16 protein-coding genes and 1 pseudogene are annotated in these 23193 nt (G+C 57.2%); 5 read left to right on the top strand and 12 right to left on the bottom strand.

The window, feature by feature from the left end; genetic code table 11:
* Window positions 1-196 precede the first annotated feature (196 nt).
* The 4 genes from MF4836_RS35085 to MF4836_RS19425 all read right to left on the bottom strand — a co-directional run bounded on the left by MF4836_RS35085 (window position 197) and on the right by MF4836_RS19425 (window position 6701).
* A complete protein-coding gene (locus MF4836_RS35085; RefSeq protein ID WP_153050246.1) occupies window positions 197-3418 on the bottom strand; it encodes a GT99 family glycosyltransferase N-terminal domain-containing protein in 3222 nt (1073 codons plus the stop codon).
* Entirely contained in the window at window positions 3418-4734 is a 1317-nt protein-coding gene (locus tag MF4836_RS19435) for an ABC transporter ATP-binding protein (RefSeq protein WP_078471621.1), read from the bottom strand. Before MF4836_RS19435 ends, MF4836_RS35085 begins: the two co-directional genes overlap by 1 nt.
* Entirely contained in the window at window positions 4724-5542 is an 819-nt protein-coding gene (locus MF4836_RS19430) for an ABC transporter permease (protein ID WP_078471620.1), read from the bottom strand. Before MF4836_RS19430 ends, MF4836_RS19435 begins: the two co-directional genes overlap by 11 nt.
* A 160-nt stretch (window positions 5543-5702) precedes the next feature.
* Window positions 5703-6701: a glycosyltransferase family 2 protein gene (locus MF4836_RS19425; protein WP_338013627.1), complete on the bottom strand. Its 999-nt coding sequence runs from the start codon at window positions 6699-6701 to the stop codon at window positions 5703-5705.
* A 637-nt stretch (window positions 6702-7338) separates the two neighbouring features.
* Between MF4836_RS19425 and MF4836_RS19420 the strand changes: the two are divergent.
* From MF4836_RS19420 to MF4836_RS19410, 3 genes and pseudogenes are all read left to right on the top strand, one after another.
* A pseudogene (locus tag MF4836_RS19420) lies at window positions 7339-8029 on the top strand (GGDEF domain-containing protein); the annotation flags it as partial.
* 179 nt (window positions 8030-8208) lie between these two features.
* Window positions 8209-8580, top strand: a complete 372-nt coding sequence (locus MF4836_RS19415) for a cytoplasmic protein (protein WP_078471619.1) — start codon at window positions 8209-8211, stop codon at window positions 8578-8580.
* A gap of 10 nt (window positions 8581-8590) precedes the next feature.
* On the top strand, window positions 8591-9040 hold the full coding sequence (locus MF4836_RS19410) for a DUF3828 domain-containing protein (protein ID WP_078471618.1): 450 nt from the start codon (window positions 8591-8593) through the stop codon (window positions 9038-9040).
* Between the two features lie 111 nt (window positions 9041-9151).
* Here the strand turns inward: MF4836_RS19410 and nirK are convergent, their stop codons facing one another.
* The 8 genes from nirK to MF4836_RS19370 form a co-directional block, all read right to left on the bottom strand.
* Window positions 9152-10243: a copper-containing nitrite reductase gene (gene nirK / locus MF4836_RS19405; RefSeq protein ID WP_078471617.1), complete on the bottom strand. Its 1092-nt coding sequence runs from the start codon at window positions 10241-10243 to the stop codon at window positions 9152-9154.
* A gap of 109 nt (window positions 10244-10352) precedes the next feature.
* The gene (locus tag MF4836_RS19400) at window positions 10353-11078 is read right to left on the bottom strand and encodes a hypothetical protein (RefSeq protein WP_078471616.1); all 726 of its coding nucleotides are present in this window, start codon (window positions 11076-11078) and stop codon (window positions 10353-10355) included.
* The gene (locus MF4836_RS19395; protein ID WP_078471615.1) at window positions 11075-11893 is read right to left on the bottom strand and encodes a YfaP family protein; all 819 of its coding nucleotides are present in this window, start codon (window positions 11891-11893) and stop codon (window positions 11075-11077) included. Before MF4836_RS19395 ends, MF4836_RS19400 begins: the two co-directional genes overlap by 4 nt.
* Before the next feature lie 3 nt (window positions 11894-11896).
* Entirely contained in the window at window positions 11897-13540 is a 1644-nt protein-coding gene (locus MF4836_RS19390; RefSeq protein WP_078471614.1) for a DUF2300 domain-containing protein, read from the bottom strand.
* A gap of 1 nt (window position 13541) precedes the next feature.
* On the bottom strand, window positions 13542-18116 hold the full coding sequence (locus MF4836_RS19385; RefSeq protein ID WP_078471613.1) for an alpha-2-macroglobulin family protein: 4575 nt from the start codon (window positions 18114-18116) through the stop codon (window positions 13542-13544).
* Window positions 18113-18778, bottom strand: coding sequence for a DUF1175 domain-containing protein (locus tag MF4836_RS19380; protein WP_078471612.1), 666 nt, complete (start codon window positions 18776-18778; stop codon window positions 18113-18115). The genes MF4836_RS19385 and MF4836_RS19380 overlap by 4 nt, the downstream gene beginning before the upstream one ends.
* On the bottom strand, window positions 18763-20484 hold the full coding sequence (locus tag MF4836_RS19375; protein ID WP_078471611.1) for a DUF2138 domain-containing protein: 1722 nt from the start codon (window positions 20482-20484) through the stop codon (window positions 18763-18765). The genes MF4836_RS19380 and MF4836_RS19375 overlap by 16 nt, the downstream gene beginning before the upstream one ends.
* A 37-nt stretch (window positions 20485-20521) precedes the next feature.
* Window positions 20522-21313, bottom strand: a complete 792-nt coding sequence (locus MF4836_RS19370; RefSeq protein WP_078471610.1) for a YfaP family protein — start codon at window positions 21311-21313, stop codon at window positions 20522-20524.
* 351 nt (window positions 21314-21664) lie between these two features.
* On the opposite strand from MF4836_RS19370, the gene MF4836_RS19365 reads away from it, so the two are divergent.
* Window positions 21665-22189, top strand: coding sequence for a sigma-70 family RNA polymerase sigma factor (locus tag MF4836_RS19365; RefSeq protein ID WP_078471609.1), 525 nt, complete (start codon window positions 21665-21667; stop codon window positions 22187-22189).
* A 3-nt stretch (window positions 22190-22192) separates the two neighbouring features.
* A complete protein-coding gene (locus MF4836_RS19360) occupies window positions 22193-23158 on the top strand; it encodes a FecR domain-containing protein (protein WP_178102968.1) in 966 nt (321 codons plus the stop codon).
* Window positions 23159-23193: the final 35 nt, after the last annotated feature.

The following is a 23193-nucleotide window of genomic DNA, read 5'->3' as shown; positions in this document are numbered from 1 at the left end:
TCGAAAAGGATCAACAACTACTGCCGGCAGCCCAAAGGCTTATAGCCGGATCTGAATCAATTTCTTTCAACTCACTCATGCAAGCTTCAAGTTAATCGGAGGCTCTCATTTCGAAATAATCCGCCTCTAGGTCAACCCTCTCACAATGATCAAAAACTTTATTAGGCTGACAGGCGAGGATATAAAGTGACGACACTCAATTCAAAATATTTTCCGATTTGAACATATCTACTTTTTCTCGTAACAGTGACTCACTAGTGGCAATCATCTCGGTGTATTGGCTGTTCTGAAACCCCCATAACGTCGACATAAGCTCCTCTTTGTGACCGACAAGAAAAGGTGATGTAGTCACAATATCGATGCCATATTGATTCTCAATAAATCGATCAATAGTATTCTTATAAGGATCTCGATAATTCTCGTCCCACCTCATCACCTTATCGAACACCCTCGAACTATAGGTATTAAGCACAGTACTAGTCATCTTATCGATATGAACCAACTCTAATCCGCCAATCGACTCGATCTTTCTAACATTAGTCTCAGCATGCAAGTTAGCAATCAGGCCAGAGACTATATCCCAACTATCTCCTTGATCTTCGAGATGCTGGTGAATTCGGTCAAGCTTTTCTTTCCAGCCATCACAAAACTCAACATCGTCCTCGCAAATAGTAATTTTCTTCAGTGCCTGCTCATAAGCTTTGCGCAAAATAAATTTATAGCTGAGCCCGCACCCGACCCACCCCATATTATGTCGCAATCCGGGAAAGTACTGAAACCCTACCCTGTTATCTTTTTCAAAGTCCGCTCTTCGCTCTGTTGACTCAGGAAGACCAAGGCACACAAACTCAGAATAAAACTCTACATTATGACCAGCAATATCGTAAAACTTATCAAAACAAATACTATCGGTGGCCAATAAAAACCTATGGAAATAATACTCAAAATAATCAGGAGCCAATAGCAGCGCCTGCTTATTTTTAGCAATTTTTTCTTCCCGGCGAGTTTCGCTGGACAACCAATAATCGATTCGCCGCACCATATCATCGATATCGCCAATCTTAGAAAACTCTACAACACCCTCAAGATTACTATGCTCAGTAATATCCGAACTGCGCTCCGAAACAACCAAGGCATGCCTTGAAAGACATTCATAAATACGAGTCGTTTCGAGAAGTGCGTCTTCATAGTAGTGAATATTGACAACTATTTTTGCCTTTTCGATCTCCCGATAAAGAGACTCGCCAAATACGTTATCAATGACCTTTACCGTATATTTTCCCTGGAGTGCAGCAAGGTATCTTTGACGCCGCTCGTTGTTTGTATCGCCATAAAAAAGGACATCATATTCCTTACTCAGACAAGTAGATTCTGAAACGTACGGATTATATGAGATCGGAACATAATATATTTGCTTTAAACTTAAGCCTTTTTCCTGAAGAAATTTAATATTTAGGAGAGAGTAGTCCAAGATCGCATACGAATTTTCAAGCAGTTTTATGTAGCTTTCTTCAAACCAACGAGAGCTGACTGACTGTTCCATTTGAAATGCCACATAATTACCCGGTAGCACCGTGAAAACTTGTGGGCAAATGACAAAATGAAGAGAGGAGTCAAAACCGCATAAAGGTGCCTCAAAAATTATGTCCGTTAGAAAACCTGCCTTTTCCATATTTCGCTTGATTAGTTCAGCAACGAAAACACAGTGCTTTGTTGTTAACACATGAGTGACAGCTTGATGCTTAAAGCCACTTAAAGACGTTTCCACTGAATATTTAATATTGAGAAGATCATCTACCCGGCTAGAGGACGCCGTAAATCCGTTATTAAAAATATAGCGAATTGCACGTAAAAGAATCTGCGGCTCGGACTTTATCACTCTGAGTGCATGTCCTGCCTTTACAGCCTTTACTTTTAAAGCACATATCAGCGAATACCATAATCGCCTGCTTTTTCGTAAGGGTGCAGTGACCTTCCATGAAGAGCTGGCCAAAATTTCATCCAGAAACCTACCTCTTTCAAACTGCTCAGTAATAGTACGGGTAAGTTTCTCTCTTTCGCTGGCAAGATCTTGATTAGATTCGGCTAAGAGCTGATTAGACAAAGACAATTCTTCATTCATTTTCAGCAATTCCTGCTGCCTTTGTAAAAGTTCTTGCTTCTCGGCGCCAAGTCTACCGATGCCCTCGGTTATACGGCTATTTAACTGCTTCAATTTTTCCATATTACAATACACTACCCCACGCTTCATAATACCTATGAGAGAGCTCTTTCCTTCAAAAATATATCCATACGCACGCATGTGCCACTTGAGTATCTCTAGCGCTGAAGGGCTCTGCAGTCGAAATCGAATATAGTTAGGATCAAATGCAGAATTGAACGGTATTAGATAACAAAACATATAAAATGCTAGACGCTTGACGTTACCCTCGCATGAACTCCCTTGAGTTAAAAATGCAAAAGAGCTGTCCCCCAAAAGGGTGACCTTACGTTCAAACAATAAAGCCTCCAGACCGACACTGGAGTTTATAGTGATAATTTCTTTGCACGCTGATATAAATTCAAGACTATTAGGTGATTCGTCTATTTCGAAGCCACCTTTATTAATAGTAAAAATGCTATTTGGATGCACCCGCACAAGAATATCTTTTTTACGAAAGCAATTGGAATATGCAATCAGCGAGCTATTATCGTAGCTGCTGCCAAAGGCGACTAAGTTTGAATCATCTTCAACTTGCAAAGGAACGCCGACGCTAGTTCCAGATGAGCAAGGAGAAAAATCATAATCAGCAGAAATGAAGAACGCTCTAAGCTCCTCAACGGTGATCTCCTCTTCACCCATTTCGTCCACAGCGTCGAGATAACGTCTTTCAGCCTCCGTATTCCCGTTAACACCAGTAAAATCAAAATAGGCAGTCCCGCGATAATTTGGCGGTCGAAGTGGACCTAATTCAATATGAATGACGGGAATCTTATATGTCTCGGCAACAGCTTCTAGTGAAGGACAATTCAAGCAGGATAGTATTACCTCGCAACCTAGCAATTCAGGGGCAGATAATATCCGTTTAAATTCGACCTCGAGAAAAGGTATACGCTCTGTCACTAATCTTTTAAAGGCAAGAATAGGATTATCACCACACATAGATAACAACTGCATAAAGATGTTATCTTGGATATGGCTAAAACGGTGCCTTGCCAATACCGTTTCGCTGGGAAACTCATAACCCAAGCTTTCAAAAGACGCAGTTTCAACTTCCCAGCGCTGGGCCTCCGAAAAGTGCTGTTCACCTTGAAGATAAGAAGGTGACATTATAAAGTGCAGGGATTCTTTGGACTCTTGCAAATACTTGTAAAACATCCAGAGATAAGGAGCATCCGAGCCGCGAAACGGAAAGGGAGATAAAAATATAGTCAGCATTATAAATCTATTATATTAATAGTAATTGGAGAATAAACCACACCTACTTGCTCACGAGGAGTCCAAAACCGTAAGCGCTGCATAGGTCTACGCTGGTCAAGCTCTTCCCGCTTTCCAAAAGATGTGCACGAAAGTCCACAGTGGACCAGATACTCACTGGCGCTAAGAGGAAGGCAAACCGTGTACTCAATCTGGCATTGTCCTTCACGTAGTTTTATCGCCGTGCCTGCACTTAGATTATTATCTCCCCAGACATCACCGCCTTGAGCTTTGCTGAGCGACAAGCCCAAGACTACTTCTTCAATATTTTCTGAAGACCAGATAAGAAATGAAAAACGTAAAACCTCACCCGACTTAACAATAGGCCGCTCTAATATGCTACTACCATCAGCCCTATACACCTCCATGCTTTTAATGATGGCCCGTGCAGATCCAAATCTTTTCTCACTGGTCTCAATATTAAGCTCCGACGCCTGAAACCTTTTCAACTGTTCCAAAGAACAGTCATCTGAAAACTTATACCGCGAAATTAAATCATTCGGCTTCGACTGAGAATCAACCATGCCTTTTTCATACGTTAACACTGCCGACAAAACGTCGTTCGTATCTTTTATCACTTGTCCATTCGCAATGACCAGGCAGCGGTTGGCATATTCCAAAATGCTACCAGTAGAATGAGTAACCATTAAAATGGTGGTACCCATATCCCTCAGTCTTTCAATACGCTTGAAACATTTATATTGAAAACCTATATCACCTACTGCCAATGCCTCATCAACAATCAAAATATCGGGTTCAATACAAGCCTGAACTGCAAAAGCGAGACGGACATACATTCCGCTCGAATAGGTTTTTACTGGCTGCTCAATAAAAGATCCGATGTCAGCAAAGTCAATTATTTCATTGTATCGAGCATCAATTTCTTGCTTGCTCAACCCAAGAATACTTCCATTCAGATATATATTTTCCCGCCCACTAAATTCCGGATTAAAACCAGCTCCCAGCTCCAGTAACGCTGCAACCCTGCCATTGACCTGGGTAGTGCCTGAAGTACTATCGAGGGTACCGCAGATTACTTGCAAGAGCGTTGATTTACCTGCGCCGTTACCACCAATCACCCCAATGATTTCGCCTTTCCGGATTTCGAAAGAAACATCTTTCAGCGCCCAAAACTCACGGTAATATTTTTTCTTATTTAGTCGCAGAAAACTTCGAACAAGCGGAAGTATGAACTGTTTGAGTCGATCCCTCGGCGCGTCATATACGTGAAAGCATTTGCTAATATTTTCTACTTTAATCGCGAATTCACAGGACATCGGCAAATCCTTTGCGAGTTCTTTGAAACCAAGCAAAACCAATCATGGAAAAAACAAGGCTTTCAAAAAAATAAAATCCGAATTTTTCAAAGTCAGGAAGCTGCCCTTGAACCATCACCTCTCTCATAAATTCGATAGATAGAGTAAGGGGATTGAAATAAAGAAGTGTCTGATATCCTTCTGGCAACGCTGATACCGGGAAAAAAACCGGAGACATAAAAAGCAGCATCGTGATAGTGACCCCAATAACCTGCGATACATCTCTGAAAAACACCCCAAGAGATGATAGCAACCAGCTAGCCCCTAACGAGATAAACACGATCGGCATGAGTATAAGAGGGACTAAGAATATAGTAAGCGGCGGCCTAGTTATAAAAATGCTATAGAATGCCATCCAAACAAGCAGACTGACCAAAGAATGGAAAACTGCAACTCCCAAAGAAACGATTGAAAGAACCTCTAACGGAAATATTACTTTTTTCACATAGTTCGCATTTGACAAAACCAACGAGGGTGCCCGGCTGACAATTTCTGAAAACAGATTAAAAACGATTAGCCCTGCAAACAAAACCAGTGCAAATTCGGCCTTTGAGTCGCCACCTCCATTCCAGCGCGCCTTGAACACTACGCTAAAAACAAAGGTATAAATCCCCAGGACCAATATTGGATTGAACAGAGACCAAAGCAATCCAAACATTGAACCTTGATACCTACCAAGAATTTCCCTCTTTGTTAAAACACCAATTAGTCGACGATTCCCCCACGCAGATTTGAAAGCTTCCACTGGAGAAGCGGAATAATCTTTCATAAGAAAACTGCCTCACTAGCTCAAACATTAATTGCATACTTGCGAACAACAACGTGCATCAATCCTATTGCAACCAAAATCAGGAAATACACGTATTTAGACACTCAAAAAAATCACATTGAACAGACATCAATTCTCGCTCACTTCAGCCGTTATTGGCTTAAACTCTATTTAGCAAAATAGCGAAAATCAGCCCCAAATTCCCATACAGTGTCTGACGATACAACCTCGCTTGTCGCATCATAAAAAACCTTAAAAAAAATCTTTGCTTTCTTGCGGACTTGAAACAAGCCAACGTGTACTTACTTTCTTTAGTCAATCGATGTTCTAATGCTTCAAGAGCTTGGATATTTTGGTCGTTCCACTCACAAAAACTTCCTTTTAAAACCATACACATTCTTTTTAAGCGCGCGAAAAAGCTCGAGTTGCTCCCCACTAAATTTCCATCATGCTGACGGTATAAAACCATGGGTTCAGGGTCATAAAAAACTGAACCTCCAGCCCCAGAAATAAGCTGATATGCCCACCAATCATGAGACGGTACAACAAGATTATCACCTGCCTCTTGAAGAAGAATGCGTGCAGCCTGGTTAAAAACCATAGTATTACCACCCGCAATGTTCTGAACCAATGCGTTACAGAAGTGCGGAGGAAGGCCGAACTCTGGAGAAAAACCGCATACGTCTCCAGACGCTCCAATCAACTTTGTTCGTCCGCAATAGATCGCAGGAATATGACTTGGTACTTTACCGAGCCAATCAAGAGCTTTCTGGAGCTTTTCCTCTCGCCAGATGTCATCCTGATCCGACCACGCATAAAAGTCCGCCTCAATATCAGCGTGACATGTCAAAAAGAGAAAGTTGGCAGCAAAACCTCGCCGAGGCCCATTAAAAGTTTGAATTAGACCTGTCTGCCACTGCTTCGTAGATTCCCGCAGTAAATCCAGCGTCCCATCTTTCGAACCATCGTCAGAGATATAAAGAATCCAATTACGATAAGTTTGATCTTCAAAAGATCGAATCTGATCAGTAAGAAATGATGAGCCATTATATGTACACATAAGTATAGCGACCTTCGCATCCTTAACTGCACAAGCCAGCTCATTACTATGTGATTCTGAGCTCATACGCACATTTAGGCCCGCAAAACACTCTTGCATATTAAGTTTCCTTCAACGTAAAGCGCGCCTTATCCTTTGCCATAAATGGCTAAAGCCAATCAACTTTCGTTTACTATTTTGAAGGCCAACTGATGGATCAACTGCTAAATAGAGCAACGTCCGACCTGACATAGGCATCTCGTAAAGCACACAAAATTTTCTTTTCAAGATGATTGATAATACCCCCCATACACACCCGAAAAATAAGACAAGTCTGAAATAGACCCTCTAAAGCCAGTAAAAACTTGAATAAATAGTATTTCAACCCTTCGGCTTACCAAAGGCTATAGCGCTTACACATATAAGCTTTAACTTCCCCTATTACTTAAGATCGACCTCACCCGCCTATAGAACACACCGTACAAGCTATGAATCCCGATTGCATAGCGCACCTCTCATTACAAAAAGCCGATTTATTCCAACAAATCATTACATCAGTGGCCTTTTTTAGTTTTCATTGAGGGCACACGAAACCAAACCGCTTCAAATTTTATGTAGTTTCTTTGTTGACCGATGTAGCACTTTCTAAAAATATTCAAAACAGGGTTAAAGTTCTCATGAGGCCTTATTTAATACAGAAGTAGCTTTTAGAACCACTGACGCGCTCTTTATGGCTTCGTTGCTACGGGCAATGTGATATTGCGTACGCAGCGTTGTCGATCAGGCATTCCCACCTGGACCAGGCGCTTACCGGCGATGGCGAAGGGGTGCCGTTTTTCTCGTTCATGCTGTTCGAGTCGATGCTGTATGTGATCGGCATTGCCTACGTGACCCTGGCCATGGTCAAGGAGCGGGTCGAACTCAAATTCAAGGCCGCCGCCCTGTGTGATGCCCTGACCGGCATCGGCAACCGCCGCGCGTTTATGCTCGGTGCCGAGCGCGCCCTGCTCGACTGTCAGCAGCGTCAGGTGCCGGTCGCGTTGTTGCTGTGCGACCTGGACCACTTCAAGCGCCTGAACGACAACTTTGGCCACCAGACAGGCGACCTGGCCTTGATCGCCTTCAGCCAGGTGCTGGCGCAGCAACTGCGTACCCATGATGTGTTTGCCCGTATTGGCGGCGAAGAATTCGCCTGTCTGCTGGCAGATACCGATCAAGCCAGCGCACTTTCGGTGGCCGAGGGCATTCGCAACGGCTTCGCACGGCTGACCATGCTCGAACCTGGCTTGCTCAGCGTCAGCATCGGCGTGGTGACCAGTGAGGAGGCCGGGTACGAGCTGCCACGCCTGCTCTCGCAGGCGGATCAGGCGTTGTATGGTGCCAAGGGGCAGGGTCGCAATCGGGCCCAGGCGGTGCCGCGGAGGGTAGCGGAGGCCCAATCAGGCTGAGTCAGGTGACCGTTGCGCCCATCCCCCTGAGGGCGCGACCTGCCTGATCTTGCTGATTGCGCTTGAATGAACTGTGACCCATCCCCCAAGCCCCAATAAAAAGGCACTTGGCCAGTATTTCCGGCAGTGCCATCGCCCGCATAAACTCCCCGCTCTCAAGGACTCTCGGATGACAAGGAATGTGGAATAAACAAGCCGCTATCAATCACTTGAACTCGCATGCTCACGCCGGCAGTACGGGGCGCTGTGCGGCCTATACCCGCCAGGCGATCGAAGCCGGCGGCGGTGGCGTGATTTTGCACAGGAAGCACTCGGCCAAGGACTTTGGCTCATCTCTGACCTCCGCCGGTTTTGTCGAGCAGCCGGCCGGCCAGGCCCCTGAAGCAGGCGACGTGGTGATCATCCAGCCCATTCCCGGCCATCCCCATGGGCATATGGCGATGTTCAACGGCAAACTCTGGGTGTCAGACTTCAAGCAGTTGCATGGTTTCTACCCGGGGCATTCCTATCGGGTGCAGAAACCCGACTACAAAATCTATCGCCATCCATAAGGGGTCATCCATGAGAATGCTTTTCTGCTCGCTGCTGGCTGCCGTCGCCTTGCATCAGCCACTGGCCCTGGCGGATTGCGCCAGTTCACCCAAGCCGGTCACCGAGGCGTTTTACAACTGGTATCTGCAAACCTACAGCCAGGACAAGGATCCGCTGACCGACAGCGTCCCGGAGATGAAGAAGTATGTCTCGGACGCGCTGATCACCAAGATCAAGAAGCAGATGGCCAGCCCCGATGGCCTGGAAGAGGACTACTTCCTCAAGGCCCAGGACTACATGGATGAATGGCTGACCCAGATCAAGGTCAGCGAGCCGCAGATCCAGGGCTCCAGCGCCAAGGAGCAGGTCACCCTGGGCAGCACCCCGGACACCACCCAGATCCTTGATGTGCAAATGATCAAGGATAAGGGCTGCTGGAAGATCGACGACGTGCTGTCCACCGCCGACCAGAGCGACTGACCGGCCGCCGCCGTCAAAAGAAGCACCGATTGCGGCTGAACGCAGGTCGTCGAAGCGACCGACCTGCGCTGCCGATGTGCGCTGGCAGCAGCCGCGCAGCCTCCCCTCAACCTACGGTTTGACCGGTGCTATCGGCCCCGGGGCTTTTACCTGGGTCATCAGGTCATCGTCCCACTGCCCCTCGACCTTGACCTGGGCCAGGGCACCCAGCTCCATGGCTTCGATCAGGTTGTGGTTGAGGTACACGTAAGTGCCCGGTTGCTTGAAGGTGTAGAGCGCGGCCAGGGCCGAACCGCCGGGAAGGAACCAGGTCTCCAGGTTGCGCTGCGGGGCATTGGCGAATTTGCCGGTGGTCCAGACCCAGTCACCATGGCCGCCGATCAGGTGTGGACGGCTGTCGCGATTGGCCTGGGAATGGATAAACAGCACGCTTTCGCCGACTTTGGCGGTCAGCGCGTTGGCGCCGGTCAGCGCGCCGACCCGACCGTTGAACACGATATGGCTCGGGGTCAGGGTGCGCAGCACTTCGCGGGTGTCCTGGTAGCTTGAGGCCAGGTCCGGGTAGTCCTTGTAGTGCCCGTCCTTATCCTTGGGGATATACAGGTCGAACTCACCGATGGTGTAGGCGCGGTCATAGTGCAGGGGCTTGCCGCCTGGGTCTTTCAAGCCGTCACGGGGCAGCACCATCAAGGTCCCGCTCATGCCCGAGACCACATGCCAGGGGACCATCCCCGCCGGTGCGCAGTGGTAGACAAAGGTGCCGCTGCGGTCGGCCTTGAAGCGCAGGACCACTTCCTGGCCCGGCAGCACCTGGGTCAGCGCCGCGCCGCCCAGGGCCCCGGTGGCGGCATGAAAGTCGATGTTGTGCGGCATGGTGTTGGTGGCCGGGTTGCTCAGGGTCAGCTCGACGTAGTCGCCCTCATGCACCACCAGGGTCGGGCCGGGCATGGACCCGTTGAAGGTCATGGCTTGCAGCGTGGTGCCCTGGTCGTCGATGACCATCTTTTTCTCTTCGACACGCATGTGAAACTGCATGACTTTCGGCGGCCCGCTGACCACCTGGTCATGGGGATGCACCTGGGGCGGTGTCACCAACTCCACCTTGACCCGTTGCAACCCGTCGGCGCCGCCGGCCAGTACCGAGGTGACGGCACAACCGCAGGCCACCACACACACCTTCAACCACGACTGAAAAGCCCCCATGTGCATCTCCTTGCCAATGAACGGTGATTCATTGCAAAGCAAGCCCGGGCGAGTCGTATTGTCTTGCGGCAATAAATCACGCTGGCGCCCTGCCAGCGCACGCACTGATTCAGGGAAAGGTGATCGAGGACACGATAGCGGTGATCTCGGCCAAGGTCCGCGGGCTCAGTTCCAGAGGCTGTGGATCGTTTTCCGCGGCGCCCAGCAGCACGTTATCGCCGTGCACCAGGCAGAAGCTGACACGGCCGAAGCTGGCCCGGCCCGGGTTGCGAAAACCGAAGATAAAGCCACTCCAGTTGGCCCCTTGCAGGGGTTTGAACACATAGCTGTTGGCCGGGCCGGCCTGGGGGCTCGGGACCCAGCCGTGCCCGGTGAGGGTGGCCGGGCATTTGTGTTCACTGTCCTGGCGCAGGGACTCGATGGCCGGGTTGTATTCTTGCGCCGGGTCCGGCGTGTACGGCCCCTGGAAGCTGAAATACTCCGGACTGTCGCACATCAGGCCGAACCATTTGTTCTGGCGTGCACCGGGTTTCCTGAAGCTCCAGGCATAGCCGGAATTGGTTTGTGCCTGCCACAGATAGGGTCGGTTGCGCGCCCGATCGCCGCGCTTTGCCTCAATAAACAAGGCATGGGGAGTGACGAAGGTCAGGGACTGCTGCTCAGCCAGTGGCAGGCTGAATTGGCAGCCGTCCAGGTGCATCACGGCCACCGCAGGCCCCGAAGCCGAGGCGGACCACCCGTTCTGATTGCCCACTTCCACCGTCGCCGCCATGGCCGGCACACAGATCAGGGCCAGAACCGCGCACCAGCCGCGTGCCTTGCACGGCGCCGTCACGGGTAGCTGAAGCGCTTGACCAGCGTCAGCTCACCCGGAGCGCGCATGGGCACGATAAACGACTCGGTCTTTTCATTCGGCGTGCCTTCCTCGGTGATCAGCGTGACCTGGGCGGTGGTCAGCGGCTGCACCGCGTCAGACTGGCTTTCGTCGTCATCGTCGGTGCTGCGATAACCGCCGCCGTAGTAGTTCACGTACACCAGGTACTGGCCTTTGAGCGGCGCCGGCATGGCGAAGATTTCCGGACCGTAGCCGGTGGTCACGTCCACATCCAGGGCCGCACCGTTGGGCGCCACGCGGTCGCCGTACCAGACGTGAGCGCCGTCTGGGGTGATCAGGTGCAGGTCGAGGTCGGTGTTGTCGCTGTCCCAGGACAGCAGCACCCGCAACTTCGGTGGCGTGGCGCCGCCGCCACTGTTGAGAAACTGCACGCGCTTGCGTTGCTGGCCATCGGCGCTGCGCACTTCCACGCTGTTGCTGCCGTTGGTAAAGGAAAACGGCCGATCGAAGCGCCCTTCGCCATCCAGTTTGAGGGGCATGGCAACGCCGTTGACGATCAGTTTGCCCGGCTCGCCGCTGGCCTTGGGCGCGCCTTTGATCTGGCCGCTGATGCGCGCGGTGTCGGACTGGCCGGCCGGGGTGTTGACCGATGAGGCCGGGTAATTGACGGTCTGCTCGAACAGTTCGTTATCGGCCGCGCCGGTGCGCCAGCCGCCGCGTGGGGTGTCGAGGTGAATGCTGCTGTCGGCCAGGGCCGGCGCCAGGGTGAACAGCCCACAGAGCAGCAGAATGACCGGGGGATAAGGAAGTTTCATGGCCTATTCCAGTAAAAGGTGGCGGGCAAGCCCTTCGATGTAGGTTTCATCCTGGCCATTGGGATGAGCTTCAAAGGCCAGGTGCAGGTATTCATGGGTCAGGTCCAGGCGGTCCTGGAGCGACAGCACGCCGCGCACGTAAATGCGCTGGCGCTCGCGATCGACATACGGCCGGCCAAAGGCCAGGCGGCACACCGCAAAATGGTTGACTTCGTTGTAGCCAATCTCCCGATCCAGGGGCTGGCGCCAACGGCGGCGCTGGTTTTGCAGCCAGTCCTGGGCCGCCGGCAAGGGTTCGCAGGAGGCCACCGGGTTGTCCCAGCGGCTCAAGCTGGCCCTGGGGTAGGCATGCAGCAGGATGGCGTCGTAGCGCTGGCCGGACCGGGCCTGCTGCACCGCCTGTTGCCAGGACAGTTTGTCTTCGCCGGTCTGATCCGAATGGTAGGTAACCTGGGTCCCGGCCAGGATCAGGTCGCTGGTCCAGGCCGCAACGGCCCGCGCCTCGCGAGTGGCCGGACGCGGCGCCACACGCTGGCGGTCGCTGCTGTCGTCGATGCTCAGGCACTCGCCGCTGCGTCCGGCGTTTTGCAGCAGGTAGGTGCGGATCGCCACCGCCAGGGCCTTGGCCGCCTCGACCGGTTGCGCGCTGGCTTCGCGCTGCAACACCCGCGCGACGTATTCCTCACGGTCCAGGCGGGCCACCAGGCGCGGTTGGCCGGCGTCCTGCTGCAAGAACAATTCGCCGCCGCTGTGGATGTCCAATTGATTGCCGTTGACGAACTCGACCCGGTAATCGCCCTGCAAGGCTCCGGTCTTGATTGCCTGGCCGTTCTGGCTGAGCCGTTGTATCGGGTAGCGGGAAAACAGATTGACCGCCACGCAGCGACCTTTATCCAGCGGCTCGTTGACCGGCAGCACGGTGGCCAGGGCCTCGGCATAGTCCTTCAGCACCCGCTGGCTGGTACCTCGGCCCCCGCCCCAAAGCGGCGTGCCATCCGCCAGCCAACCGGCAAAACCACCCTGGCGCGATTGCACGTCCTGCTCGCCGAGCCAACTCCAGGTCTTGACCCGCAAGCGCCCGCCGAGGGCACCGACCACCAGGCCGTCACCCGCGTGCAGCACCACATCGAGCAGTACCCGACGCGCCTGGTCCTGGGCCGGCAGCACGGCCAGCATCTGCAACAGTTCGGCCACCGGCACCCGGGTCTGCGGCTGCAACTGGTTCAGGTCCAGCAACCACGGCGGCGCCTGGCGCGCCTGCCAGTAGCTGCGCCAGGTATCGGCCTGCACCTGCAAACGCTGGGGCTCGAAATACAAACCGCAGGAACGCACCAGCGCCTGGTCGCGGCCAATGCTGCCGCCGGCGGTGCAGCAATAGACTTCTTCCTTGGACTGGCCCTGGCAGGCATAAGCCGGCTCCTGGGCACCGGTGTCCGCCAGCCAGGCGTAGACGAACAGCTTCCACAGGCTGCCCAACGGTGCCTGCTGGCTGGCCGGCAAAGGCTCGCGCGCCAGCACCTGAGCCTGACTCAGGTGCAGCAGCTCATCGCCCTGGGCGGTTTTCCAGGCCAGGCGCAGCGGCTCGTCCTGGGCTGTTGCCAGCACCGGGATCAAGCACAACCACAGCCAGGCCAAACGCCGTGTCATGTTATTTGACCGTGACCTGACCCAGCGCCGGCTTCTGCTCCGCCGCCTGATGCTCGGGCGCATAAACCTGGAAGTAACGCGCCGCCGGCAGATTGAACTGGCCCTTTTGCGAGAAGCGGATCAGGTGCCGCAGGCGCACTTCGCTTTTTTCGCCCAGCACTTCCAGCGGCACGGCATAGGCCATCTGCCCCGGTTCGAAACGGGCCTTCTCCAGGGACGACGCCTCGGCACCGGCCAGCCCCGCCAGCTTGATGCCCCAGGTGGTGCGCTCGACATCGGCGCCCGGTGGCAACGGCACTTCGAGCATGCCGTAAGGCAGCGGCTTGCCACCCTGGTTGGCGATGATCACCTCGTCCAGGTACAGGCCATCACTGGCAATCGGTTTGTTGCCCACCGCTTCCAGCTTGAAGGTGAAGCTCTCCTCACCCGGCACCAGACGCAGCAGGCGGCGGCTAATGGTCACCGGCAGCGCGGCGGCAGCCGGCTGCTTGCTCAGGTAGCTCAGGGAGGCCCGCAGCGGACGCTCCTCGGCCCCGGTCAGCGACAGCACGCCAGGCACTTGCGGGCCTTGCCACTGCCAGAAGGTTTCACCGCTGGCGCCCTGCTGCTGTTGCCAGCCCGGTCCAGGTTTCAGCGCCACTGCCGGGGCGGCCTGCTCGACGCTGCGTTGCAGCCAGGTCAGGGCCAGGGCGCGCTCCAGGGTCGATTGCGGCAAGCGCAGGCGTTGCAGCAAGGCCTGGGCGCGAGCGGCATCGAAGGGTTGCAGCGACAGGTTCAAGGCTTCGGTGAACGGCGCCGAGCTGACTTCCAGGCGTTGCCGCGCATCTTCAAGCTGCGCGGCGAAAGCCGGCGGCGGGGTGACCTTGAGATCACGGGCCAGACCGGCGGCCAGCACCCGGGCGCTGGCCAGGCCAAGGGCCGAGTCCGGATCGTTCATCACCAGGCTGTCGTCGCCGTCGCGCTCTTCGTCGGCATAACCGGCACCGGCCTTGGCCAGGTCATCCATCAGGCCGCTGACCAGGGTGTTGACCGGCAACTGCATCTGCCGGGCGAACGACAGGATCAGCGCCCGTTGCAGCAGCGGGGTGTTGCCGGCCTCTTTGGAGTAGACCTCCAGCACCCGCTGCCAATGCTCCGGCGGCAGGTTCAGTTGCAGCACCTTGCTTGCGTGCCAGTCGGCGTAATAGGCGTAGGCGGTGAGGAAGGCGTCGGCATCGGCGTCGCCACCCCACCAGGTGAAGGTGGCTTCGGGACCGGCCATCTGCACCAGGCGCAAGCGGCTGTTTTGCAGCATCAGGCGCAAGCGATCGCGGACCTGCGGGTTGGCGGACAACGCCGGGTACGCCACGCTCAGGGGCAGCAGTTGGCTGGCGGTCTGCTCGACACCGCCGTAGGGGTAACCCAGCAGGTCGTCCAGCACCGAGCGGAACAAGGCTTGCGGGCTGTCGTCCAGGTGCAGGCGCAGGTTGCTGGCGTCAGCCGGCAGGTTCAGCGGCGTATCGCCGTTGGTCACGTCCAGGCTCTGGGTCTGCGCCACTTGCCAGCCGGCAGCGTCGCTGCTCAGGCGCACCGCCAGTGTGTCCACGGCTTTGCCGCCCTGCACCAGCTCAGCGGTCCAATCGCCATTACCCACGGCGATGGCCGGCAGGGCCACGTAGTTGATGCCCTTGTTCAGGGTCAGGGGCAGGCGCTGGGTTTCCCCGGCGTAATGGATCACCAGTTCGGCCTTGACCGGTTGCTCGGCCTGGCTGAAGGCAAAGACCCCAAGCTCCGGATGATCACCGCTGCGGAAACGGGTCGGCCCGCTCCACTTCAAGTACAGCGCCTTGTCGGAACGCACGAACTGCTTTTTCTGCCCGACCTGGCCGTCATCGGCAATGGCGCGCGCGGTGATGCGCCAGCGGGTCAGGGAATCCGGCATGCGGAAGGTGAAACGGACCTTGCCGCTGGCATCGGTCAGCAGCTCCGGCTGCCAGGCGGCGGTGTCGACATCTTCGCGCCGCGGCCGCTCCAGGACCTTGACCCCACGCTCGCTGCGGTTGGCCTTGCCCGGTGCCGCCGGGGTGCCCGGCAACGCCACGTCATAACTGATAAACGACAGGCTGGCGCTGGTGCGCACGTTGTTGCGGCGCGGGTGGTAGAAGAACTGGTCGATGGTCGGGGCCACTTCCGGTTGCAGCGCGTAGACCATTTCGTCGACCACGCTCACCGTCAGGTGCGCCGGGATCGGCTTGCCGGCGAACTGGGTGCTGAGGTCCACGGTTACGGTTTCGCCGGGCTGGTAGCTGTCTTTGTCCGTCGCCACCGCCACGTCGATCTGCGGCGTGATGACCTTGATCCCGGCGTTCTGGAAGCTGTATTCGCCACCCTTGGTGTAGAGCACGGAAAAGGTCAGGTTCGGCGCAAAGTTGCCTTTGACCGGGACCCGCGCGCGGTACTGGGTTGGGCTGAGTTTTTCCACCTTGAGCCAGTCGCCGCCCTTGGACAGCAGCGCGGTGGACTCGACCTTGTCCCGCTCCAGCGACAGCAGTGCGTCGTTGACCGGCTCGGGGAAAGTGATCAGCGCCAGCGCTTCATCGCCGGCCTTGTACTCCGGCTTGTCGAGGACGATTTCCACGGTGCCCGGCACCGATTTGACGCCGTCGCCAGTGACCGCATGGCCGGTACCGCCCAGGACGCGATCGTGCTCGTCTTTCAGGGTCAGGTTGTAGGTGCCCGGACGCTCGAAGCTCAGGGCAAAGCCCTTGTCCGCCGCGGCCAGCTTGCCTTCGCCGGTGCTCTGGTCTTCCAGGCGCACCCAGCTATAGCGGTTGGGCTTGAGGTTCTTGCCTTGTTCGGTGCTGCTTTCGCTGGCGTAGCTGAACTGCACCTTCTCGCCCACCGCGCTGAAACGCTGGGGCGCACTCAGGCTGAAGCTGGCCGCGCCACGCTCGATGAGGATTTCCTTGGTGGTCTTGACCCGGTACGCCGCACCATCGCTGGCAAACACCGTGAGCATGTAGCGGCTCGGCTTGGTGGCGGCCGGCAGGTCGAGGGTCGCGGTGCCTTTGGCGTCAGTGGTCAGTTCGGTGCTGGTCAGCTCGATCGGGAACTGGCCCATGTACTGCAATTCGTTGTCCACCATCGACAGCTGCTGGGAGCGCAGGCCCAGTTCCACCTTGGCATTGGCCACCGGTTTGCCGTCCGGGTACAGCAGCACCAGGCTGCCCTTGATCGGCTCGTTGGTCTTGAAGTCCTGCTTGGCCAGGGCCAGGGAGATTTCAAAGTGCGGCTTGATGTATTCGGCCACGCGGAAGGCGCTGCTGTAGACCTGATCCTTGTAGCTGAAACGCAGTTCATAACCGCCGGCCACGGCATTGTCCGGCAGCTGGAAGCGGCCTTGGGTGCCGGCCTTGGAGTCCAGGTTCAAACTCAGGGACTGCAGGGCGGTGCCCATGGCATCGAGCACCGTGACATTGACCGGCGAGGCACCGGGCTGCACCGAATCACGGGCGTTCTTGAATTCACGGCCGACGATTTTCACCGATACCCAATCCCCCGGCCGGTACAGCGGCCGATCGGTAAAGGCATAGAGCTTGGTGTCGTAGATTTCGCTGTCGTAGTAGAAGTTTTCCGAGACAAACACCCCGCCCTCTTCGTCCTCGCCAATCACGTAGGAGCGTTCCGGGCTGACGTGCTTCAGGCGCAGCAGGCCATCGGCATCGGTGGCACCGCTGCTCATCACGCCCAGGCCGTCGGTCCACAGCACATTGACCTTGGGCACCGAGCTGCCTTCATGCTTGCGCGCGGCCCAGACCAGCAGCTCGTCGCCGGCGATCTTACTCACGGCCACGGTGTTGGAAACAAAGACCATGGTCGTCGCCCGATACTTGCCCACCAGCGCTTCCACCAGGTACAGGCCCGGCTTGAGGTTGCCCAACGGGATATAGACGTTACCCGGCGCGACGCTGACGAACTCGCTGGAGGAACCCGCCAGGTTGACCCCGGCCGGTGGCTGGATCGGCTTGGCTTCCCACAGCGGGTAGCGGAACTGAGTCACCAGCGGCAGGCCCTTGATCAAGGCGAATTGCGGCGGCGCATCAAATTTGGTCGGCACCAGCATCGAGTTGCCCATGCGCAGTTCCGGCACTTCGTCGATCACCTGCTTGCGCGACTCGTAGGAGAACGCACGCTGCATCACCCGGCGTGACTTGCGGTACCAGTTGTCCCACAGGTAGGCGGTGGTGTTGGACAGGCCTTCGCCCTTGAACTGGCCATCACTGACCACCCGGTGCAGGTTTTTCTGGCGCTTGAGAAAGTCCAGCGGCTGGTTGATCCGGTACACCCGGATGTCCGCGCCGCCGTACGGCTCCATGCGGTAGCGCCGGTAATCGCGGCCCGGTGCTTCGAGGCGCACCATGGCCTGCTCGTCGCTGGCAAAGCTGCTGTCGGCCAGCAGGAAGAAGCTCTCGCCGGACACCGGCGCGTAGTTGCTGGACAACACCGTGTCTTCAGCATTGGCCAGGGACACCGGCACGCAAAGGGCCAGCAACAGGCTCAGGCGAAACAGGAAACGGGGCATACGCGATTCGCTCATTGGGTGAGGAAGTTCAGTCGATAGACGCCGATGAAGTTGGGGTTGGCTGAGTCGGGTATCCATCGGGTGTCCTTCCATGTCATCAGTTGCTGCACGCTAGCCGAGCGCATGCCGTTGTCGGTGGGGGTGGTGGTGCCGGTGTGATAGGCGATGTTGCGGCCCATCCAGATCATCAGGTGCTGGTCGTCGCCCTGATCGAAAAACATCAGGTCGCCGGGACGCGCCTGGGCCAGGTCGCGGCCAACCAAATGGCTGTTGAACTGGATCAGCTTGATCGCATTGACGTAAGGGCCGACCTTGCCGCCGCCCTGCTGCCATTGCTGGGCCAGGCTGCGTTGCGCCGCGCTCAATTCCAGCTCGGGCGGCAGGTAGCGGTTGGAGATGCCATTGCTGCGCAACCATTTGCCGTCATGCACCTTGAGCGCTTCGTTTGCGGCAAAACGCACCAGCCCGGCACAGTCCTGCTGATACCAGCGGGGGCTCGGGCCCTGGGTCAGCTGTTCCTGGGCAATGCGCACGAACCAGGCGCGAAACACCTGGGACTGCTGGGCGTCCAGGGCCGGCGCCGGTGCCGAGGCCGCCTGGGCCGCATTGCCCAGCAGCCATAGCGCCAGCCAGCAACCGCCCAGGCTCCTGCGCAACGCGATCACAGCGCACGCCATTGCAGGGGCAGCCATTGCCAATGGCCATCCGGCTCGCTGCCTTCGGGCAGGGTCAGGGCGTACTTGCCGTAGCTGCCGAGCTTGCGCAGCTTGGGCACCAGGTAGGTTTGCGCGGCGTTGTTGAACACCGGTTCCATGTCTTGCGGCAGGCTGTCGAAGGTTTCCTGCTGCATCAGTTGCGCCAGGGAATCCGGGCCGAGGTAGACCGGCACCAGCGCGTCCTTGGGCACAATGTCAGCCAGGGGCGGGAAGCGTTTGTCGAGGGTGCCCAGGGCCTTGTCCACCAGCTTGTCGTCAAGGGAGAACAGCAGGGTCGAACCGTGCCGCGCCAGGCTGACCTGGAGGAAGGCCCTGCCGGAAATGGCCTGGGGGTCCTTGGCGTCCCGGGCCGAGTACTGCCCGAAGTTGGAACTGACCTGGCGCTGCCACTGGTGGCTGTCGCCCTTCTGCTGCTCGGTCACCGGGAAAATCCGCTCCGGCACGTTGGGTTCGTTGGCGCCGACCATCGAGCCGAACAACGTACCCAGTTCAGCGTCAAGCTTGGCACTGTCCTGGTCCTTGAGACTGGCCACCAGCAGCGGCGTGTACAACCGCGAATCGGCATACCAGCACAACCCGGCCGCACCGGCCATGTGCTCGGTCAGGGCCTTGGCCACCGAGGCCTCGGCGCCCAGCTTCACCAGCAATGGTTGCTGCTGCTCGGCCGCGAGCGGCAAGGCCACGCAGGCACTGGCGCCCATGGGCATGGCTTGCCAGATCGGCTTGAAGTCGAAGTCCGGCTGGTTTTCCTGCTCTTCCATGGCCAGGAAGCTGTGCCAGCCCTGCTCGTCCATATCAAAGCGCAGGCCGGCGAAGTTCGGAATGAACCGCTGGTACCCCATGGCCAGCACGCTGGCATTGACCGTCAGCCGCTGCTTGATCTCGGGCGTGCGCGCTTGCAGGCCGAAGGCTTCGGGGAACAGCTTGTCACCCTTGAGCAGGGCCTCCAGGGATGTGGTCGAAACATGCCCCGGCTCGTCGCTCGGGCCGCTGCCCGGGTCGTAGAGTTTGCTGGGGTTGGACAGCACCACCAGCTTGTCGCCATGGGAGGCGAACACCAGGGACCTGCCGGCATTGAACGTCAGTTGATAGAGCGCCACGTCGTCGCCGGCCACTTTCAGGTCGCCGATCTTGCTCAGTTGAGTGTCATCCAGCGCCACCTTGGCCAGGGGTTCCAGCAGTTTGGCCAGGCCACCACGGTCCATCACCAGCAGGAAGTCCTTGAGCCGGCCATCGGGGGTGCGCCACAGGGCCACATCCGCCGGCTGGTCGAAGAGTTCCTCGATCAGGCTGTCCTGCAGCTTCAAGTCATGTTCGTAGACGATCCGCCGCAGGCTGCCGATCAGGCCGAGCCGGTCGGCATGGGACTCGTAATAGAAGACGAAATCCTCGGTCAGGGTTTCGCGCAGGAACGGCACCGCCAGCAAGTCCTTGGGCAGTTGGCTCAGGGAGTGGGTTTCGAGCAGGCCATCGGGTCGGCTGAGGCCGAGTTTTTCCCCGGCCAGTTCCGCCACCGGGGCTTTGGATTTATGGAAAAACCAGCCCATGCCACCGGCTGCGGCGGCCACCAGGCACAGGCCAAGCGCCAGGGCCGGCCAGCGCCGTTTGCTGGAGGGTTGTTGCGTGCCTGGCACGCCAGCAGCCGGGGAAGCAGTGTTTTCGCTCATGATTCGCAAAGCCCAATTCATCCGTGGAGCGGGATGTTCAGTAGTTGAAAGTCTTGACCAGCAACAGGTCGCCAATCGCGCGCATGGGCACGATAAAGGTTTCGCGTTTCTCGTTGACGGTGTTTTCGTTGAGCACCAGGTTGATCTGCGAGGTGATCACTTCGTTCTGATTGCTGCCCGCGTCGAAGTTATAGCCGCCACTGCCGAAGTTGCCCCAGTAGTTGACGTAAATCAGATAAGTGCCACGCAGCGGCGCGGTCATGGTGAACATTTCCGGGCCGGGGCCGTCGACGCCATCCGGGTCGAGGCCGCCGCCATTGGTCAGGCCCGGGTGGCCGAAGAACGCATGCTGGCCGTCGGGGGTGACGATGTGCATGTCCAGCTCGGCCTTGGGGTCGTCCCACCCCAGCACCACGCGGATCCGCGCCGGCGTCTTGCTGGTGTTGGCCTCGTAGAACTGCACGCGCTTGAGGGATTTGCCCTCGGAGCTGCGCACCTCGACGCTGTTGGAGCCCGCGCCAAAGGCATAGGGCCGGCCGAAACGGCCCTGCTCGTCGGTGTACAGGTTCAGTGGGTTGCCGTTGACCGACAGGCTGTGGGGTTGCCGCAGGTGCCCCATGGCCTTGATCTGGCCCTCGATCATCGTCCGATTGCGCTGGATGCCGCGATCGATGGGGGGCGTGGGGTAAGCAACCTGAGGGTTTTCGCTGCGGTCGAGCAAGCCGGAATAACGCCAGCCGGCAAGCGGTTCCTGGAGTTCGGCGGAGGGATCGGACCACGCGCATGACGCCCAGAGCAGGACGCTCAGCAGTGACCAGAACCGGCGCATGTTGTGCTTCCTGCCATGCATGGGAAAACCCTGGCGCCAGATCCGCGGCGCAGCAAAGAATCGTCAGAGAGGGCCCTTTAAAAAGGGCGCCGGAAAGGCCCGCAGATTATCGACTCACAGGCTGTTACACAATTGGGGAAAAGGGTTTTTGCGAGGTAATCGTCAATGAGCGGGAGCAATGATTTCAAGGTGACATCACCGATTCCGCCGGCAGTCGCAATACCTCACGCTTATTCGGCCATTTGCCCGCTTGCGCATGGGTTGTCATGCCATACCGCTAACGCGTAGCATTGAGAACAATTCCCATTCCCTTCTTTTGCCTGCCCAGCACCTGCCGACGGAGCGCGCCCCATGCCCCTGCCCCCTTCTCAGCTCGATGTCGGCTGGCTTTATCAGGAGCACCACGGCTGGATTCGCGCCTGGCTGAATAAAAAGCTCGGCAACAGCAGCGATGCCGCCGAGTTGGCCCACGACGTATTTCTGCGCTTGCTGAGCAAACCCAGGGAGTTCTCCAGCGACAGCCACGCCCGGGCCTACCTGAGCGCCATGTCGCGGCACGTGTGCGTGGATTACTGGCGGCGGCAGAAAGTCGAACGCGCCTGGATGGAGGTGCTGGCCAGCCGCCCGGAAGCCTGCGCGCCCTCAGAAGAGCACCGGGCCATGGTGCTTGAAGCCCTGCATCAGGTGCAGGCCATGCTCGAACGCTTGCCGGCCAAGGTCGCCGAGGCCTTCCTGCTGGCGCAATTGCACGGCCTGGGGTATCGGGCGATTGCCGCCCGGCTGGGGGTCAGCGAACGCACGGTCACCAGTTACATGTCCCAGGCCATGTTCCAGTGCCTGTTGCTGGAAGTGGAACTCAACGGGGCGCTGGACTGAGGGATGGACAACCGACCTGACCACGCCACCTTGCAACAGGCCGCCGACTGGTTTGCGCGCCTGGCCAGCCAGCCCGAGGACCCGGCGCTGCAGGAAGCCTGGCGCCATTGGCACGGGCAACAGGAAAGCCATCGCCAGGCCTGGGTGTTTGTCGAGCGGGTCAGCCAGCGCTTCAACCCGCTGCAACAGGACGCCGACAGGGCCGGGCGCACCCTGGATAGCCTGCGCCGCGGCCAGCAGTCACGGCGGCAGATGCTGCGTAACCTGACGATCTTCGGCGGTGCCAGCCTGCTCGGCTGGATCGGCTGGCGCCAGGCCGACCTGGGCACCCAGCTCATGGCCTGGCAAGCCGATTACCGTACCGCCGGCGGCGAAGTGCGCGAACAACTGCTGGCCGACGGCACGCGCCTGTGGCTCAACAGCGCCACGGCAGTGGATGTGGACTTCAGCCGCAACCAGCGCCGCCTGCGCCTGTACCGCGGCGAAATCCTCATCAGCACCGCCAGCGACCCGCGCCCACTGCGGGTGGAAACGGCCCAGGGCAGCCTGCGACCACTGGGCACGCGCTTCAGCGTGCGCCAGGAAGCGCAACGCACCCGCCTCAACGTCTACCAGGGCGCCGTCCAGGTGCAGTGCCAGGCCAGCGGCGCCGAGCGGATCGTCGACAGCGGCCTGGGCCTGACCTTCGACAGCCGTGACATCGCGCCCGACAGCCCCGTGCAGCAGGAGCGCCAGGCCTGGAGCCAGGGCCTGCTACTGGCCAACGACATCAGCCTCGGGCAGTTCATCGAGGAACTCGCGGTCTACCGCAGCGGCCACCTGGGCGTCGACCCGCGCATTGCCGGCCTGCGGGTGATGGGGGCCTACCCCTTGCATGACACCGAGCAGGTCCTGGCCATGCTCGAAGGCACGCTGCCGATCCGCATCCAGCGCACGCTGCCGTGGTGGGTGACGCTGGAGCCGCGTTGAAACTTTTTTTGAATTATTCGCATTTGCAGCTTCCG

The sequence above is a fragment of the Pseudomonas sp. MF4836 genome (genome assembly GCF_002018875.1).
GTDB lineage: Bacteria > Pseudomonadota > Gammaproteobacteria > Pseudomonadales > Pseudomonadaceae > Aquipseudomonas.
The sequence above is the reverse complement of the archived record's forward strand: the minus strand, read 5'-3'. Positions and strand labels throughout refer to the sequence as shown.

Coding starts and splice junctions, on each gene's coding strand:
- nirK (WP_078471617.1), bottom strand. CDS start 10,243: ATGGGGGCTTTTCAGTCGTGGTTGAAGGTGTGTGTGGTGGCCTGCGGT.
- MF4836_RS19380 (WP_078471612.1), bottom strand. CDS start 18,778: ATGGCGTGCGCTGTGATCGCGTTGCGCAGGAGCCTGGGCGGTTGCTGG.
- MF4836_RS19360 (WP_178102968.1), top strand. CDS start 22,193: ATGGACAACCGACCTGACCACGCCACCTTGCAACAGGCCGCCGACTGG.
- MF4836_RS19395 (WP_078471615.1), bottom strand. CDS start 11,893: ATGAAACTTCCTTATCCCCCGGTCATTCTGCTGCTCTGTGGGCTGTTC.
- MF4836_RS35085 (WP_153050246.1), bottom strand. CDS start 3,418: ATGCTGACTATATTTTTATCTCCCTTTCCGTTTCGCGGCTCGGATGCT.
- MF4836_RS19435 (WP_078471621.1), bottom strand. CDS start 4,734: ATGTCCTGTGAATTCGCGATTAAAGTAGAAAATATTAGCAAATGCTTT.
- MF4836_RS19425 (WP_338013627.1), bottom strand. CDS start 6,701: ATGCAAGAGTGTTTTGCGGGCCTAAATGTGCGTATGAGCTCAGAATCA.
- MF4836_RS19385 (WP_078471613.1), bottom strand. CDS start 18,116: ATGAGCGAATCGCGTATGCCCCGTTTCCTGTTTCGCCTGAGCCTGTTG.
- MF4836_RS19415 (WP_078471619.1), top strand. CDS start 8,209: ATGTGGAATAAACAAGCCGCTATCAATCACTTGAACTCGCATGCTCAC.
- MF4836_RS19365 (WP_078471609.1), top strand. CDS start 21,665: ATGCCCCTGCCCCCTTCTCAGCTCGATGTCGGCTGGCTTTATCAGGAG.
- MF4836_RS19375 (WP_078471611.1), bottom strand. CDS start 20,484: ATGAGCGAAAACACTGCTTCCCCGGCTGCTGGCGTGCCAGGCACGCAA.
- MF4836_RS19390 (WP_078471614.1), bottom strand. CDS start 13,540: ATGACACGGCGTTTGGCCTGGCTGTGGTTGTGCTTGATCCCGGTGCTG.
- MF4836_RS19430 (WP_078471620.1), bottom strand. CDS start 5,542: ATGAAAGATTATTCCGCTTCTCCAGTGGAAGCTTTCAAATCTGCGTGG.
- MF4836_RS19370 (WP_078471610.1), bottom strand. CDS start 21,313: ATGCGCCGGTTCTGGTCACTGCTGAGCGTCCTGCTCTGGGCGTCATGC.
- MF4836_RS19410 (WP_078471618.1), top strand. CDS start 8,591: ATGAGAATGCTTTTCTGCTCGCTGCTGGCTGCCGTCGCCTTGCATCAG.